The organism is Pelagicoccus sp. SDUM812003 (genome assembly GCF_031127815.1).
GTDB lineage: Bacteria > Verrucomicrobiota > Verrucomicrobiia > Opitutales > Opitutaceae > Pelagicoccus.
Genome location: NZ_JARXHY010000004.1, coordinates 1 through 17,720, shown reverse-complemented (window position 1 = coordinate 17,720; position 17,720 = coordinate 1). Strand labels below are relative to the sequence as shown.

The 17,720-nt window shown below is 52.6% G+C and carries 15 protein-coding genes; 14 read left to right on the top strand and 1 reads right to left on the bottom strand.

Going from position 1 to position 17,720, the window contains the following annotated elements; all coding sequences use genetic code 11:
- Nucleotides 1–16 precede the first annotated feature (16 nt).
- From QEH54_RS06750 to QEH54_RS06685, 14 genes are all read left to right on the top strand, one after another.
- The gene (locus tag QEH54_RS06750; protein ID WP_309017885.1) at nucleotides 17–2,794 is read left to right on the top strand and encodes an AsmA-like C-terminal region-containing protein; all 2,778 of its coding nucleotides are present in this window, start codon (nucleotides 17–19) and stop codon (nucleotides 2,792–2,794) included.
- A gap of 665 nt (nucleotides 2,795–3,459) precedes the next feature.
- On the top strand, nucleotides 3,460–4,545 hold the full coding sequence (locus tag QEH54_RS06745) for a ribonucleotide-diphosphate reductase subunit beta (protein ID WP_309017884.1): 1,086 nt from the start codon (nucleotides 3,460–3,462) through the stop codon (nucleotides 4,543–4,545).
- 366 nt (nucleotides 4,546–4,911) lie between these two features.
- Nucleotides 4,912–8,103 (top strand): ribonucleoside-diphosphate reductase subunit alpha, encoded by a 3,192-nt coding sequence (locus QEH54_RS06740; protein WP_309017883.1) that lies wholly within the window; start codon nucleotides 4,912–4,914, stop codon nucleotides 8,101–8,103.
- A gap of 1,413 nt (nucleotides 8,104–9,516) precedes the next feature.
- On the top strand, nucleotides 9,517–9,909 hold the full coding sequence (locus QEH54_RS06735; protein ID WP_309017882.1) for a hypothetical protein: 393 nt from the start codon (nucleotides 9,517–9,519) through the stop codon (nucleotides 9,907–9,909).
- Nucleotides 9,910–9,986: 77 nt separating this feature from the next.
- On the top strand, nucleotides 9,987–10,619 hold the full coding sequence (locus tag QEH54_RS06730) for a redoxin domain-containing protein (RefSeq protein ID WP_309017881.1): 633 nt from the start codon (nucleotides 9,987–9,989) through the stop codon (nucleotides 10,617–10,619).
- A gap of 453 nt (nucleotides 10,620–11,072) precedes the next feature.
- On the top strand, nucleotides 11,073–11,705 hold the full coding sequence (locus QEH54_RS06725; RefSeq protein WP_309017880.1) for a hypothetical protein: 633 nt from the start codon (nucleotides 11,073–11,075) through the stop codon (nucleotides 11,703–11,705).
- A 9-nt stretch (nucleotides 11,706–11,714) separates the two neighbouring features.
- On the top strand, nucleotides 11,715–12,605 hold the full coding sequence (locus QEH54_RS06720) for a serine protease (protein WP_309017879.1): 891 nt from the start codon (nucleotides 11,715–11,717) through the stop codon (nucleotides 12,603–12,605).
- Between the two features lie 120 nt (nucleotides 12,606–12,725).
- On the top strand, nucleotides 12,726–13,403 hold the full coding sequence (locus QEH54_RS06715; RefSeq protein WP_309017878.1) for a hypothetical protein: 678 nt from the start codon (nucleotides 12,726–12,728) through the stop codon (nucleotides 13,401–13,403).
- Between the two features lie 190 nt (nucleotides 13,404–13,593).
- Nucleotides 13,594–14,049, top strand: a complete 456-nt coding sequence (locus QEH54_RS06710; protein WP_309017877.1) for a hypothetical protein — start codon at nucleotides 13,594–13,596, stop codon at nucleotides 14,047–14,049.
- Nucleotides 14,050–14,080: 31 nt separating this feature from the next.
- Nucleotides 14,081–14,539, top strand: coding sequence for a hypothetical protein (locus tag QEH54_RS06705; RefSeq protein WP_309017876.1), 459 nt, complete (start codon nucleotides 14,081–14,083; stop codon nucleotides 14,537–14,539).
- A 32-nt stretch (nucleotides 14,540–14,571) separates the two neighbouring features.
- Nucleotides 14,572–15,120 (top strand): hypothetical protein, encoded by a 549-nt coding sequence (locus QEH54_RS06700; RefSeq protein WP_309017875.1) that lies wholly within the window; start codon nucleotides 14,572–14,574, stop codon nucleotides 15,118–15,120.
- Between the two features lie 35 nt (nucleotides 15,121–15,155).
- Complete coding sequence (locus QEH54_RS06695) at nucleotides 15,156–15,707, top strand: GNAT family N-acetyltransferase (protein WP_309017874.1); 552 nt, start codon at nucleotides 15,156–15,158, stop codon at nucleotides 15,705–15,707.
- Nucleotides 15,708–15,739: 32 nt separating this feature from the next.
- Complete coding sequence (locus tag QEH54_RS06690; RefSeq protein ID WP_309017873.1) at nucleotides 15,740–16,180, top strand: hypothetical protein; 441 nt, start codon at nucleotides 15,740–15,742, stop codon at nucleotides 16,178–16,180.
- A gap of 60 nt (nucleotides 16,181–16,240) precedes the next feature.
- Nucleotides 16,241–17,176: an NAD-dependent epimerase/dehydratase family protein gene (locus QEH54_RS06685; RefSeq protein ID WP_309017872.1), complete on the top strand. Its 936-nt coding sequence runs from the start codon at nucleotides 16,241–16,243 to the stop codon at nucleotides 17,174–17,176.
- A 182-nt stretch (nucleotides 17,177–17,358) separates the two neighbouring features.
- Here the strand turns inward: QEH54_RS06685 and QEH54_RS06680 are convergent, their stop codons facing one another.
- A complete protein-coding gene (locus QEH54_RS06680; protein WP_309017871.1) occupies nucleotides 17,359–17,484 on the bottom strand; it encodes a hypothetical protein in 126 nt (41 codons plus the stop codon).
- Nucleotides 17,485–17,720: the final 236 nt, after the last annotated feature.

Here is a 17,720-nt window from a genome sequence, read left to right as displayed (position 1 = left end):
GCGCTGCCCGCGCAGCATGAAGAAGCCGAGCAAGAGCCCGATCCGCCTCGCATGGCGTAGCGTCTTTACGACCTGCCGGGCGACCTTCCATTGCTTCTACTCGGCTATCGTCATTCTGCTCTTCTGCCTCACCGCCTTCGCCGCCTATGTCGCGACTCTAGACGACATTCCTGTACCGAACTTTCTGATACGAGAGCTCCGAGACGAGCTTCGAACGCAAGGGCTCGCCATACGCATGGATGGCATCCGTCTCCATCCCAGCGGCCGGATCACCATCGAAAGACCCCAGTTCCATTCGCAGGACCTGGGATCCGACGTGCTCACCGCCGACCTCGCGGTCGCCAAACTCGACATCGCCCACCTGCTGCTGGGGCGACTCACGATCGAGCAGGTCAAACTGTCCAATGGCCGCTTCATCCTGCCAGCCATGATCGCCCCGTCCGGCACCCCCACCCCTGTCGCCACCTCGATCAGCCTGGAAGCGCGACTCAGAGGCGAGTATTGGGAACTCCAATACGCCCACCTCGCGATAGATCGGCTGCGCCTATCCGCCTACGGCACCATCGACGCCGCCTACTTGCGCCCCAAACCAAAGCCCGATCGGGCGCCACGGGCCTCCGCCTCTCAAACCATCATCTCCATCGCCCCGCAAATCCTCAAACTGCAGGAGCAACTCAAACGCTTCGATCAGCCCTTCGCCTTGCTCACGCTTTCGCTGGACGATCAAGGCTCACAGACCATCTCCCTGCGCGCCGGGGCCGAGGCATTCGCGTTTTCCCCTCAGCTATCCGCTAGCGGGATCCACCTGCAAGCAGATCTCGAACGCTTTCAGGAGCTGAAGCTGCGCCTGGAAGCCGCAGAAATAAAACTCCCGCAGGACAGCGTCGCTCGCCAAGTCATCCTCGCAACCTCTTGGCCGGAAATCCCCACAAAAGAAGAGTGGCTTCCGAACCGTATCCTCGCATCAACGACAACGCTCGCCTACAAGGACGTCGCCCTGCCCTCTTTGCTGGCTTCCATCGAGCCCAAGGACAACAGCGTGGGGGCAAACCTTCAACTGTCCCTCGCCAACAGTCCCATCGAACTGCGACTGGACTACGAACTGGACAGCGAACGAAGCTCCTTCGACCTGCAAGCCGAGCTTTCGGACCAACTGCCGGAATTCCTCGCTCCCATCGCCGAGCGACTCGCTGGCGTGGACCTCCCCACCCTAGCAACAGTCGGCCAACCCATCGACCTGAGAGTCCAAGGCAGCCTCGACCCCAAGCTCAAGCCGGAGCGGATCACCGCCACCGTGCAGTCTGGACACCTCGAAATACAAGGAGCACCCATCGACCGGGCTACCGCCGTGGCACGCATCGAAGGCCCCCAGATCGACTTGCCCAAGATCGCCCTCCGCTCGGGCGAGCAGGCAGGCGTCATAACGATTGGATACAACCTCGACACCCTTTTGCGTCGCATCCTGGTCGAAGGCAGCTTCGACCCGACGCTCATCAACGACTGGTTCAAGCCCTGGTGGGCCGCGATGTGGGAGGGCATGAACTTTCCGGACGAAGGCATGTACACCCTGCTCGACTCCCAAGCCATCTTCAAGCAGCCCGACACCGTGCGCGTCACCGGCACCGGCTTTGTCAAGGATATCAATCTGCGAGGCATCGACACCGAAGAGCTTCGCCTTAAAGTGTATTCCCTCTTTCACTACGTCGACCTCTACGACATCGAGCTGTACGCGAAAAACAACCAGCAAGCCTTCGGCGAAATCCAGTTCCACATGGACCGCGACCGACGGGATGAAAAAGACAAGCTCACCGGGATCTGGATAGACGTCATCTCCACCCTCGATCTGAAAATCGGTCCGGACGTCATCTGGGAAATCGCCGACTCCACCCGCAAGATCCTCGCACCCTACTGCTACCACCTGCCGCCGTTGGTCGTGGCTCGCTCCTCCGCCTTCATGCGCGAGGACCAATTCATCTACGACATCGACCTCGATATCGATAGCCCCGGCCCCTTTAGCTACTACGGCTATCCCTTCGACTCGCTCTCCACCTTCGTGCATGTGGCAAACGATCGAGTCGACATTCCCAACGCCAGAGCATCGCTCGGAGGCGGCGCCCTCGACGCTTCCGCCTTCATCGTCGGCGACCGCATCGACCTCGACGTGCAGCTCGCAGACGCAGGCTTCGGCCGGCTGCTCAACGCCTCCAACACCTACTTCCTGAGAGACGGCAGCGAAACCGCCGAAAACATGGATCCCCAACGCTTGCTCAACTACGGCGGCGTCATCAACGCCAGCTTCCAGGGGTTCGGATGGGTCGGCGACGCCCTCTCCTACAACGGGCAAGGCCAGCTCGACATCCATGATGCCGACTTCGGAAAATTCCGCCTGCTGGGCCTGCTCTCCCGAGCCCTCGAAATCACCCCGTTCGGCTTCACCACCCTCAAGTTCAACAAGGTCGCCAGCCCGTTCTCGGTCGAGAAAACAAAAGTTCGCTTCTCCGACGTCTCCATCGAAGGCCCCGTCGCCAGCATCCAGGCCTCCGGCACCTACGGACTCGAGACCGACGCCCTCGATTTCAAGGCCCGCCTCTTCCCCTTCCGCAACAGCAAGGTGCCCCTCATCACCCCCATCATCAATCTCCCGCTCAACATCGTCTCCAACGCCCTCGAAGTCACCATCAGCGGCACCTTCAGCGAACCCTCGCTCAGGCTCTTCGATCCGTCCACCTCCGAAGAGATCGGCGTCGACTCCCGCAGCACCGACCTGCGCGAACACCGCCCCACCCGCCGCTAACGCGCTTTTCATCTGGTCAGTCGCACAGGTAGGGCGTGACCGCCGGGCACGCCGCATCGGCCCCCGAAAACCTAGGAAGCCGCCCATCAAACGAAGGATACGCGAGCTACATTTCGCACATAAACAATGCCTCGTCACCAAAAGCTGTAGAAATCTCTTTCTCAAAACCCCAATCGTCCTCTCAGACGCCTTCAGACGACTCCTCCCAACTCCGCCATCAGAGCTAGGCCTCACCCATCCGAACCATCCGCGAAACCTGCCCCCCCCTTTTTCCACATCCCCCCTCTCCGCCACGCTTCCTCCACCCATTTTCTCGCGTAAAATTCGCGCGAATCCAGCGCGCCAAATCGGCGCCGACGCTAAGTCGCTCTCGCCGAAATCCTTAGCGAAAACGCGACCCGACGCCCACGGTTTTCAGCCAAATTTCAAGTCGAAAAAAAATTTAAATCCGCGTTGACCCGAGGAAAAGCCTCCCAATATCTTGTGGTCTTCACACCAAGGACCACACTATCTTGTGGTTAATACGAAGTGGATAACTCGGAACAACTCGAACTCGCCAGCGGGTTTCGCTCGTGTTCCTGTTTCCACCCTTCGCATTTCGCCGTGCCAGCGACCGACCACTTTCCAATCTAGTCTCAACCGTCTCACACACCTCGAACAACACTATGCACAAGACCTACACTGTCGGCTCAAAATCCTTCGTACTCGACCAGGAAAAAGCGGAAAAGGCCTTCAAGGAAAAGCGCATCATCAATGGGCGCGAAACCATGACCTTCAACCTGCTGCCCCTGAAGTACCATTGGGCCTACGATATCTACAAGACGATGAAGGCGAACCACTGGGAGCCGGAAGACATCATCATGAACAAGGATATCGAGCAGTGGAAGGACGACTCCCAGGTCTCCGAAATCGAGCGCTGGATCATCATGATGGGCGTGGGCTACTTCTCCGCCGCCGAAGGCATCGTGGGCGACAACATCATCCACGTCATCCGCGAGCTGGTCACCGCCCCCGAGCTCAAGCTGGTGCTCGGCCGCCATGCCCACGAGGAAAACGTGCACGCCGACTCCCTGCTCTACATGATCTCCTCGCTGGGCATCAACCCCCACGAGTGCGAGGCCATGTTCGAAGACATCGAAACCATCGTTAAGAAAAACGAATTCGTCACCCGCCACAGCCACGAGCTGCGCAACGACATCGACCTGACCATCACCGAAAACAAGCAGAAGTTCGCCAAGAACATCTTCCTCTTCGGCCAGTGCATGGAAGGCACCCAGTTCTACGGCATGTTCGGCATGATCCTCTCCCTCTATCGCCAAAACAAGTTCCGCGGCATCGGAGAGATGTTTCGCTACACCCTGCGCGACGAGTCCAACCACATCGAGCTGCTGCGCAACGTGCTCATGGACCTCATCGACGAGAACCCCGACGTCTGGACGGAGGATTTTCGGGAAAACCTACGCAGCACCATGAGAGAGGCCATAGAGCTGGAGAAGGAGTTCATCAGCGACTGCCTCCCAGTCGACTCCATCGGCCTGCGCAAACAAGACTTTCTTCAGTACATCGACTACATCGCCGACCGTCGCCTCGAAGGCTGCGGCCTCGCCCCGCTCAATCCCGGCGCGTCCAACCCCCTACCGTGGCTCGCCGAGATGATGGACATCAAGAAGGAGCAAAACTTCTTCGAAGGCCGCGTCACCGAGTACCAGAAGGCGTCCTCACTCGAAATCGATTCCGACGACGACCTGTAGCACGACTTCCGTCGCGCATTTGAGATCTCAAATTCCAAATCTCAAATTCCCTCATCATTTCACCCGTAGCCGCGTTCCTGCGGAACGCGCCTCCCAGCTATCCACCAACCCTTGATTCCAACCGCCACGCCCCGTCGCCCCCCGACGGGGCCGCGGCAGTCCAAACGCCATCAAGCGTCCGATCAGGACGCTTTCCCCACCTCGCCACTCAAGCATTCGCGCGATTCGTGGGCCCAAAAGAACATCCCTCGCTTTCCCACCTCCCCAACCTTTTCGCATCTTCAAAATCCATCCGCGCCCATCTGAGCAATCTGTGGGCAGTCAACACCTTCACCACTCACTCTTCACCACTTCAGCGCAGCGCCCATGATCAATCCAAATCTCCAAGAAGACCTCGCCCTCAAACGCCTCGTCGCCGCCTCCCGCGAAAAACGCCACAGCTTCGACTGGCGCGCCGGCCTCGCCGACACCGAAACCCAGCGTTCCAAAATCAACGTCGTCACCCACGAGGGCGAAGCCACCTTCGACCTCTCCGAAATCGTCGACACCATCGGAAACGCCCTCGCCAACGTCCTGCTCTCCAAAAACGAGAAGGACGTCTTCACCGAGAGCAACCGCAGCTGGGTCTGCGACGTGGCCCGCCAGGTTTGCGACAAGCTTGAAGAACGCTCCATCACCACCCGCGAATCCCGCTTCGGCTTAGGCGAACTCTACGACGTCATCGAAAACACCCTGGTGGACAACCACGCCTACGACGTCGCCAAGTCCATGCTCATCAACCGCCAGCGCAAGCTGGTCGCCGACAAGTCCGTCGGCCTGAAAAACGTGCGCCTCATCCGCCGCGACCGTCAGGTCGTGCCGTGGAAGGCCGAGAAGATCGAGATCGCCGTGCGCCGGGCCTTCCTCTCCCTCGAGCTCAATTCCGATCCCGCCGTCGACGTGGCCGCCGCCGTCACCGAGCGCGTGCAGACCACCGGCCAGTCCCTCGTGGAAATCGAGGAAGTGCAGGACATCGTGCAGGAGGAACTCATGCGCCAGGGACACTTCAAGGTCGCCGCCCACTACGTTCTCTACCGCGAGGAGCGACGCCGCCTGCGCGAACAGGAAGCCCTCCAGCTCATCGACTCCCCCGAGCAGAACTCCATGGTGGTGGTCAAAAAGCCGGACGGCGAAACCTATTTCTGGGACGGCCTCGACCTCAAAAAACGCATCGAATTCGCCTCCATCGGCCTCGAGCTTTGCCTCACCCCCGACGAGATCGAGACCGAGCTTCGCCGCGCCATCTTCGACGACATCTCCGAGGCCGACCTCGAAAAGACCATCACGCTCAACGCCCGCACGCTCATCGAGCGCGACGCCGACTTCGCCAAGTTCGCCGGCCGCATCAAGCTTTCCTACATGTACCAGGAAACGCTCGGCTGGGACATCGTTCGCGACGGCATCGGCGCCCTCAAAACCTTCCACCAAAAGAAGTTCAAGGAATACGTGCGCCACGGCATCATGATCGGCCGCCTCAACCCGAAGCTCAAGGAGTACGACATCGCCAAACTGGCCCGGGCCCTCGACCCGATGGCCGACCTGGACTTCGACTACCTGGGCATTCAGACCCTCTACGATCGCTACCTCATCGTCGACAAGACCAACCCCAAGAAGCAGCGTCGCATCGAAGTGCCGCAGTTCTTCTGGATGCGCGTCTCCATGGGCCTCTTCATCGCCGAGGAAGATCGGGAAACCAAAGCCAAGACCCTCTACCGCCTCTACAAGTCCCGCCGCTTCTGCAGCAGCACGCCGACTCTCTTCAACTCCGGCACCTGCCACAGCCAGCTCTCCAGCTGCTACCTCTACTACGTGGACGACTCCATCGAGGGCATCATGCAGCGCGGCATCGCCGACAACGCCTACCTCTCCAAGTGGGCGGGCGGCCTGGGCGGCTCATGGACCGCCGTGCGCGGCACCGGCTCCTACATCTCCGGCACCAACGGCGAATCCCAGGGCATCATTCCCTTCCTCAAGCTGCACAACGACCAGCTCGTAGCAGTCAACCAGGGCGGCAAGCGCCGCGGCTCCGGCTGCGCCTACATCGAAACCTGGCACAACGACCTCTACGACTTCCTCGAACTGCGCAAGAACACCGGTGACGACCGTCGTCGCTGCCACGACATGAACACCGCCAACTGGATTCCGGACCTGTTCATGAAACGCATGGAAGCCCGCCAGTCCTGGACCTTCTTCCGCTCCTCCGAAGTGCCCGACCTGCACGACTCCTACGGCTCCGATTTCGAAAAGAAATACCTCGCCTACGAGGCCAAGGCCGCCAAGGGCGAGATCTGGTCCAAGGAAGTCCCCGCCATCGAAGTCTGGAAAAGCATGCTGCGCATGATCTTCGAAACCGGCCACCCCTGGATCACCTTCAAGGACCCCTGCAACGTGCGCTCCCCGCAGGACCACGTGGGCGTCGTTCACAGCTCCAACCTCTGCACCGAGATCACCCTCAACACTTCCAAGGAAGAAACCGCCGTCTGCAACCTCGGCTCCATCATCCTGGACAACCACCTCGATAAGGACGGAAACATCGACCACGAGAAGCTGCGCGAATCCGTTCGCATCGCCATCCGGGCTCTCGACAACGTCATCGATATCAACTTCTACCCGACCGAAGCCGCTCGCCTCTCCAACTCCCGCCACCGCCCCATCGGCCTCGGCATCATGGGACTGCAAAACTGCCTCTACGAGCGCGGCGTGGCCTTCGCTTCCCAAGAAGCGGTCGAGTTCAACGACGAAATCATGGAAGCCGTGGCCTACTACGCCATCGAAGCCTCCTCCGACCTCGCCGCGGAACGTGGCGCCTACAGCTCCTTCAAGGGCTCCAAGTGGGATCGCGGCCTGCTCCCGCAAGACACTCTCGACCTGCTGGCCGAAGAGCGCGGTCAGGAAGTGGAAGTTCCCCGCGGTGGCAAAATGGACTGGACCCCCGTTCGCGAGAAGATCGCCAAACAAGGCATGCGTAACTCCAACGTCATGGCCATCGCTCCCACCGCGACCATCTCCAACATCACCGGCACCAGCCCCTGCATCGAGCCCGGCTACAAGAACCTCTTCGTCAAGAGCAACCTCTCCGGCGAATTCATCATCCTCAACCAGCACCTCGTTCGCGACCTCAAGTCCCGCGGCCTCTGGGGCAAGGAAATGCTCGAAAACCTCAAGTACTTCGACGGCGAGCTCGACGAGATCGAAGAGATCCCCGAAGACCTCAAAGCCAAGTACAAGACCGCCTTCGCCATCGACCACTCATGGCTCGTGCTCGCCGCAGCCCGCCGCCAGAAGTGGATCGACCAAAGCCAAAGCGTGAACCTCTTCCTCGCCAGCCCGGACATGAAGACCCTGTCCCACATGTACCGCGCCGCTTGGAGACATGGCCTCAAAACCACCTACTACCTCCGCACCCTTGGCGCCTCCAACATCGAAAAGGCAACCGTCAGCAAAGCCAAAGAACTCCGAGGCATCGTCGCCGGCAAAGCCACGGCGGCTGAACCCGAGATATGTGAAAGTTGCCAATAACAACTTTCACGAAGCGTACCGAGGAACGCAGCGACGACTCTCGAGCAAAACGAGACAATATGTGAAAAGTGTTAGGAGCACAGTTCCCAACAGGTAGGGCTCGCCCGCCGCGGCGAGCCTAACTCAGCCGTGGTAGCGATCGCCATCCCGACGGCCACCAAAAACCTTTACCATCAAAGCCCCGCTTCCCCCGAAGCGGGGCTTTTCAATGTTCAAGGGCATACCCGCTCCCTGTACAGCATCCTCAGCCGGAGCCCCGTTCCCCACTGGCAAGCGGGAACTTCTGATTCATTCCAGACAGCCATATCGCTCACAGAACCCTCAGCATACCTGAATAGAACATGACCGCCAATCCGTATCCAGCATTTGCAGCTATTGCATATTTAAACCACCGATAGCCTCGAAGCTCGTGGGCGAGCCTCAGCCAGCCCCTTCGCTCTTCCATTTCGAGAAGCAATGGCAAGCGGAAGCTCCAGGGCGGCAAGTCTTGGGCGTCATCCTCCATGCAAAGCCTGCTTCGCACCAGATAGAAAATCGCATCGAGCACGCGTCACTTATCTTAAAGTAGAGAACGACCTCACCTGCACGCCCCCGGATTCAGATGCTCAATCACGCTCCACTCCGCGTCTGTCAGATCGATTGGAATGCTTCGGTGTCCATCGACTCCCTATAACTGGGGAGCATTCTGGAAAAAGCGTCAATACAGTGCATGAATACGCGATAAGACGTCAGTTTCACACCTTAGTTGACAGCCTCTTAAACAGAACACGCTCCGAGTTCTAGCAAGGAGCCCGTCCGTAGCTCGACCTGACCAACGTCGAACAATCCCGCTCCAATGCAGGCGTAGATCCTACACCTAGCCACATCCAATCGAAAGCCATCAAGCTCGCTACCCCCAAAGCGTCCTACGAAGAACCAAAGGCTTTGCGTGAGAGATTCGAAGCAAGCAATCGAAACTCCATTCGAACGACACACAATAGCGGAAAGAAAACCAGCAACTACCGCCGAAGCGACCTCATCTCCACACCTTCTAGAAGCAGCGGAGGACCTAGAATTTCAGTGAGCAACCAGCCATCGCCGAATGAGATCGAGGACTTTGGTCTTGCTAGCGACAGGAGTCTTCTTCGCAGGCTTACCATCAACGAACACCCTAAAATTACGTGCGGTCTCCAGATAGTAGTCCGCATACAGTTCGACCCTAAAGCCCGCCTTCGAACGGTGATCCGTCACTTCGATCGTATAACGAGGTTCCTGCTTCATAGCCTACGCGCGTTTACAGCCTTGCAACTACCTAATGCAATCTGCAGACTTCACCCACCTCACGTAAATGTAAACGTAAAATTTACGCTAACGCAAAATTCACCCTCAAACCCCCACCCCATTTCACTTACCTATATTAATACTGTTAAGTAGATGAATCAGAAATACGCAGAGATTGAGCTAGATGGAATCTACTGCAAGATTCTGTCGGAAGACGAAGACAGCTTCATTGTCTCCATCCCTCATGAACGTAACTTACCAGATTCATACCATGTAATCGAGTCCGCTAAGAATGGGCAGCGCGCAAAAGCATTGGTAAAGAAGAATACGCGTATTCAATATGTTGACCGCACTCGAAGAGTGCTGCGATACAAAGGAATAGAAATATCGAGTGACAAAAAAGTAGGAGACTACTACCACATTTGGACTCTGATTTCACAACCTCCACATGACTTTATCATGGATCTAGAAAATATTGGAAAGATGGAGTGGATAGGACGAGTTCACTGCAAGGATCCTGAGATTGAGAAAATTATAGAAACTTAACCAGTCAGCCCATACAACTCCGGCCAGCGCTCCGCGCTGACCTACGCGTATGGCTTTCACGTTGGGCAAAGAAACTAATGAATAAAACACTCCAGATCCCTCTGCTTTTGACATTCCTCGCGTTTGCAACGGCGACCCAGGCACAAACAACCACCGATGCCACGATTTTGAAGTTTTCCCTCGAATCGCACGATTCATTCGCTCCAAGAATCGGGTCAACATTCCCGGAAATTGATTTGATAGACACGAACGGAAAACGATGGAACTCGGAAACTCTGACGGGAAAGGTTGTATACCTTAATTTCTGGTCCACCGGCTGCGGACCCTGCCTAAAAGAAATGCCAGAATTAAACACGGCATTCACCTACTTCTCAGACGACCCCGATGTCGTCATACTATCCATCAACTGCTTCGATACGGAGGTCAGGCTAAATCAGTATCTAAAAAACAATGAAATGAGAATGCCTGTGTGCAAGATGGGGATGGAGGTCGTAGATTTGATTTCAGCAAATGGCGTATCGTCATTACCCACGCACTTTATAATCGACCAAGATTGGAACCTCGCTATTGCCGCAATAGGTGGGAAATTTGATATCGATAAGAAATTGATCGGATCGATAGAACAGATAGCGAACCGAGAATATAAACAAATAGAAAACAAAGAGCCCAACCAGGCGGTCGATACAACTGCGGTCAGCGCTCCGCGCTGATCCTCGCGTATCACCTCGACGATATGTGAAAAATAAAGAATCCAACATGAAAACGACATACAATATCTCAAAATACATCAGTACGTTGCTCGCTGTGGCCTTCATATTGTTGGTCACCACACAACTCATTCTAAGCATTTTCAGCATACATCTACGAGTAAGCCTAGAGCTACGAACGATCCTTTTACTAGGATCGGTCACTTTCAGGATTACACCAACAATACACGAGTTCTTAACTGAAAAGATGAACAGCAAAAAATATAAGGACTATTTCGAAAGAGAATCAACCGAAAGCAAAGAGTCTTGAGCTAAAAACCAAGATTATCGACTTTATATCGCATGCGACACCTCAGCCAAACTCTGAAACAAAAAGAAGTGCACATATCAAGTCGTCGCTCACAACTCCGGGGGCTGCGCCCCCTCCGCGTGAGGACTCGACGTTCTAAAAATATAATGGTAAAGCTAATCTTCCTACTCTTCATCTCCACCAACTTGTACGGTGGGACTATCTTCCCAGAGAAAGTGGGAGACGCGATACCAAGTTCTGACACGATGGATTTCATCAACGGACTTTGGGCGTTCCAAACGATGGATTCCGAGACTCCAATCCTCTTGTTAGAATACCGCCTTTTAGACAAAGAGGATGGAGCGTTCTTAGTCATCAATCACAACGGTCGATACTACGAAGATGACTCGGAAGGGAATTTTAGTCGCCTTCGAACCGGACCTGATGGATTGCTTTTCTTCTCCACACTGAACAAAGACAAAAGACCCGACTATCAAGGTTACATTGTTGGAAAGATCAGAATATCCAATTCAAAATACATTGAGCTTCTTGATGATGCAGATACCAAAATAAAAGAAGCAATTCGATCAGGAGAAATTGAGGGAGAAATCCTCAGAGTCACAAATGACGATAGATTCGGAGGCTATGAAACGCCAAAGATCTCAAAGATAAATTCAAAAGCAATTAAGATCATTTCGGGTACAGATGTCATTCTAAGAGGCTTTCGAATAGTAAAAAATAAAAATAATGAGTTAGAACCAGTCGTCCCATACAACTCCAGCCAGTCGCTCCGCGACTGACTTCCGCGTATGGCTTTCACGTTGGCAGAAAAAATGAGAACAATATTGCTTCTATCCCTAGTGCTGCTTTCAAGCTGCAAGACTTACGACCTCAACGATCAGAAAATGTCGATGCTGTCCTCGAATGTTACTCTGATTGACAGAGAACTCGAAAGTGTGCGCCTTGGAGAAAAGACACAACTCTCACCGAGAGCCTATTTGCGAAAATTCAATGCGATCACGATAGGAGGCCATACGAAACCTCCGAGACCAACAATAGCCCCTGATGGTAATGGTGGATTCCATGTAACCGTAGAAACTGAATCAGCCCTCGAATGGGGCTCGGCCGCTTTGGTGTCTGAAGATGGGTATTTTTTGACAGCAAACCATGTGGTAGACGAGAAAAAAGTATGGATAGTTTTCGTGGAAGAAATAGTCGATATACCAAATCAAAAGACTATAGAGAGATTCTCGATTTCGAGCGTTCGTACTGTGTTTTCAAACAAAAAGGCTGATTTTGCCATAATAAAGGCTCCCTTCAAAGGGCCTAAAGAGTGCCTCGATCTAAGAGAAGAACCGATTAATAAAAGAGAAACAATATTCTCTGGCGGTAGACTTAACGAGACAGGGGCAGGCTATTACGATCTTTCTTTCATCTACGGAAAGAAAATCTATGATGGGTACGAATTTCATGAGACTCCTTCTACAATCCCCACTCTACCAGGTGATAGTGGATCTGCAGCTATAGACAACAAAGGAAGAATATTTGGAATCCATACTGGAAGCAGTGCTCGTCGATCGATTTTCGTAATGCTGAACCCAAAGGAGACGATCAAAATAATCGAGAAAGATAGAATCGACAATAAGTCTGCAGACATAAAGGATGACACATCCATTTGGGAGGTATCAAAGAAGCTCTAAAATCACAAGAAAGCCTACAGCAATTAAGTGCATCATATGCCAACAAAACGGTCGTCACAACTCCGGTAAGCGCTCCGCGCTTACCTCCGCGTGACACCTCAGCGTTAGGAAGAATAGAAAATGAGCTACTCCACCAATTTGGCCAATTCACTCCTCCCCAGAGTCGATCATATATTTGACCGTAGGTATGTTTTGCAGTTTGCTACATTTGTTGTATCCAGCGACATTGCCGCATCGTCATATGCGAAATCTAGCCTACTATCACTGACACTGGAAACGCTCGACTCCAGCGTTCCTGTGGGAGCATTAATCATATTTGTCCTTTTATATGCCTTACTCCTTCTTTTCTGTCGAAAGCTGTATTTCTGGGCGTTCATCATTACGAATTGGCCTGTTACATGGATTCTTCACAAGACCGGCCTTTCTAAGATCAGAAGGGAAGTACTAGACGACCTCAAGAGACACAGTATTCCAAACTACAAACTGAGTCACTACCTGTCCCAAAACGATAACAAGATACTGCATGAAAAGCTAATTGAGAATGAACGTAAAATAAGAGAAGAATACCAGGTATGTGTTCTTAAGTTTTTGGTATCCTCACTCGTCTCCATAACTCTCTTTTTGGAACATTCAACGATTTGCTCGCTGTGGAGCACGACATGGATCACCCCCCAATACGTTGTATTGCTCATAACGATACCTTACCTATTCTTCCAGCTTCACAAGAGTGACAATTATGAACATTTCGTCTATGTCGGAGAAGAAACAGTAGACTACATCAATGAAAAAGAATCCTAACCAGTCAGCCCATACAACTCCAGCCAGCGCTCCGCGCTGACTTCCGCGTATGGCTTTCACGTTCTCCAAAAAATAGACAATGAATCAAAGAGCTCTCTCAACAGTCCTGCTCCGAATCATCGGAATACTCTTCATCTACTTGGTGATTTTCCAAGTTTCACAGGGCTACCTACTGTCACAGGGATTCGCCATGATGAGCTACGACTCTGAGAACGGTTCAGCATTCCTGCAAATCATCACTATCAGTCTAGTGACTCAGGCCCTCTTGGGACTTCTGCTCTGTTTTTCAGCCAGCAAGATATCGAATCTGCTTTTCAAGGAGAATAGCACGATAATTTTCGAAGGAAGGATTGATGCACAGGCGCTGCTATCTGTCGGAATCGGACTGATCGGCGTTTACATTCTAGTAAGCAACCTACCTGGATTTTTAGAATCTGGATTTCGTTGGGTCAAGACGACGGCTTCTAGCACTTCAGTCGACGACCAGTTTTCAGTCCACGGCCCATTCGCTTTGCACAGCACGATCATGGTGGTCGCTGGCTTGGTGCTTGCAGCTAAAAGATCAGCTATTTCCCGAATGATGGGCACAAACAAAAGAAGGGAGAACCAGTCGTCCCATACAACTCCGGCCAGCGCTCCGCGCTGACCTGCGCGTATGGACTTCACGTTCGAAGAAAATGAAAATTTGGACACTAACGTCCCTACTCCTTCTTTTGCAATCGGGCTACACCATGACACTTTCTATGTGGAGCCTGTGGAGTCACGAGTTTGAAATCTCCGGCACTCATTTCGCTGCACAGGCGAACTTCGCCGAAGAACATGAAATATTTTCTCATGTAATATTGGTTTTAGGCAATTCAGAGCTACTTGAGCAAATATCGGTAAGGATAAATAGAGAAGAACCAATTCAGATAACATTTGAGGATGAATCAGTTGAATTTACGGGAAAGCCGATAGTTCTGATTGATCCTAATGCTGTGAAGAAGTTATTCATCCTATTTGAGGATATGAGCCCGCACTTTCCGATCTCGGATACTGAAATGAGAGAATTGTTAGAAGCGAAAGCAGAGAACTATCTTAAAGAAAAGAATTCGAACCAGTCAGCCCATACAACTCCGGCCATCGCTCCGCGATGACCTCCGCGTATGGCTTTCACGTTAGCAAGAATATGAAACGAATACTCGCCACATGCATCCTAATTCTGGCCACTCACACTCAGGCTAAAGAAATAGTTGGCAGTACAATCAAATTTGAGATCCCTGATGAGTTCACCGCCAAGGTTCTTATATACCCTGAAACGAACCTTGAAGCATACATCGTTCAGATAGGCGGTGAGAATGATGAAGCGAAGCTATCCCTAGTGGTTCCAGATATGTCTCGCTGGGATGACCCCTCTTTCGAGAATTGGTACAGATTCTGGGTTGAAAAAAGCAGGCACACTTTACTCCAATCGGGATGGGATTTAGCTGACATTCCAGAGCCCCAACAAACAACTTGTGGTGAATTCGAAGGTTTTGAGGTTGTGAAAGACTTCACCAACATTGACGAAAAAGAGATATTCACGATCGACTATTACGTCCTAGCTGGGACGAAGAATCTGAATATTAGATTTCGAGGAAAAAAAGAGTTAACACGAATAGTGGAAGAGATCCTCGCTTCACTAAAACTCAATGCTAACCAGTCAGCCCATACAACTCCAGCCAGCGCTCCGCGCTGACTTCCGCGTATGGCTTTCACGTTCGTCAGTAAATAATGGAGATCGAGACAGCAAGACTGATACTTCGCCCCTTTCGCGAGGAGGATCTGGACGATGAGTTCAGCATTCTAGGAGATCCTGAAACGATGTCCTTCTACCCAAGACCATACACCAAAGCTGAAGTCGCCGGAGTCATAGCCCAAAACATCCAAACGTATGAATCTTCTGGTTACGGTCTTTTCGCGGCCATAGACAAGCGCTCCGGTCGCTATGTTGGAGATTGCGGGATAACGATTCAGAAAATAGACGGCGAAGAACTATTCGAGGTAGGATACAGAATCCACAAGAGTTTCTGGGGAATGGGCCTGGCTCCAGAAGCAGCACGAGCTATGGTTGGGTACGGGTTTGGCAATCTTGGGTTGAAGGAGCTCTACAGCTACATGGCTAAAGATCACCACCAATCTAGAAGAACCGCAGAAAAAGCAGGGATGACTCTAAAAAAGGAATACCGAAACACTCGAAATCGCGGCATCTTAACAACGGTCTACTCCATAAAAAACGGGACGAACCAGTCGGTCCATACAACTCCGGCCAGCGCTCCGCGCTGACCTCCGCGTATGACCTTCACGTTGGAGAAATAATGAAGAAGGAAACAGAAGAAAAAATCCAATCTTGGCTACAGATTCTAATCCTGCCCGTTGTAGTGCTTGTTGTGACTTCGTGGGTGAACGCAGCACTGAAGAGCAAAGATGTCGATTCGATGTTGGTTCAGCAGGCTATAGCAATTTTGTCATCCAAGGACACAACGGACCAACTCATACTTCGAGGTTGGGCGGTTGATGTTATAAATAGTAAAAGCGACGTCTGTTTTAGTTCCGAGCAAGTTGAAAAGCTAAAAGATGGAAGCATTAGTTTCCCAAATCAGCACAGCTTCAAGTACGGTGCTGGTTCAGAGGAAAAAAGAGTACGATATGTGCTCCAGCTCAAAGACGGAACATACGTGGAAGAAGATCTCAACTACGATGAAGCTAGTGATCGGATCAACGAATTGAAAAAACAACTCCAACCAGTCAGCCCATAGAACTTCGGCCAGCGCTCCGCGCTGACCTACGCCTATGGCTTTCACGTTGAGCAGAAAAGAATGAATACCCGCGAAAAGCATAGGATCCTAATACTTGGAGGTTCAGGAACCGTTGGAAGCGCTGTCGCGGAGGTTTTCGCCGAGAGCGGGAAGTTCGAAGTTCATTCAGTATCCAGACGAAGCACGAGCGACATCAAAGGTGTTTTCTCGCATTGCATTGATCTTCACGCTTCCAGCCTCGTCAACGATCTTCCTAAAATCGAATTCGACTACATCGTGGATTGCGCCCAACCCCGATACAATGCGGAGGACATGGACGATTTCGGGATCGACCACATCAAGAATATCGAAGCGGTTTATTCGGCTCGCACGAAGCGTTTGATATACACGAGCGGAGTCTGGGTCTACGGGAGTCAGTCCGGATCCAGCGTTATCAGCGAGGAGAGCCCTTTAGCCCCACTCGACTACGCTAAGCCTAGAATACCCATTCTGGAGTATCTCAGAGAGAGTTCCTATCCTTGGGTTCAGCTCTGCCTGCCAAGTATCGTTTACGGATCAGTCGGACCTTTTCAGGGCATTTTGAGGAGTGCGTACCAGAACGATTTGGTGTCTATAGATGACGAAAGAGTTCTTTGGTCGGTGGTCGAGAGATGCGACCTAGCAACAGCTTACCTATCGATAATCGAGAGGTGCTTGAGTGGTCCCGTCTACTGCATCGCTGAGCCAAGAGCGGTTTCCGTGGTCGAGTTCTTCGACTCTATTGGTCAAGCACTGAATAGACCGGTTTCTCGAAAGTCACGCGAAGAGCTGAGCAAGATACAATCAAGAGAAGATCTAGAAGTATCCTTCGCCAGTCAGCCAGTTGACAGCAGTCTGATCGTGAAGGACGCGAACTGGATTCCCAAGCATTCCTATCTGAAAGACTTCCAGAAATTCATAAAGAAAGATGAGCTCAACCAGTCAGCCCATACAACTCCGGCCAGCGCTCCGCGCTGACCTACGCGTATGGCTTTCACGATGGACAAACAAAGTGAATTGGCGAGATGGCTTAATCACGCCTCACCCCGAAGGGGTCGAAAATTTTGAAAAATCGACTGTTTGAACTAACGAATGGAATCGAATCTAGAAATCCCCAAAATCCTGATACGAAAGGTCTAAGTTCGACCATCAAAGCCCCTTTACACGGAATCCTTCCAGAAATCTTCCAACGCCACTACGAAGTAATCAGAATAGAGACAGAACTCCTGCACTGGAGGCTTCGAATATCCAGCCCGACCCTGCGCCAACTGAAGAGAAAGACTCATGTGCGAAGACTCGACGAGCTAGCTAAAATCGACAAGATCCTGCTCACAGGAATCCCAACCATGAACCCCAGAGAAAACTGGTCCATCCAGTCGTCCCATACAACTTCGGCCAGCGCTCCGCGCTGACCTACGCGTATGGACTTCACGTTCGACAAAAGAAAATGAAAAGACACCTAATTCTATTGGCAATCGCATCATTCACTCTTGGAGCATCGGCAGCTTTTCTAGTCATGTCT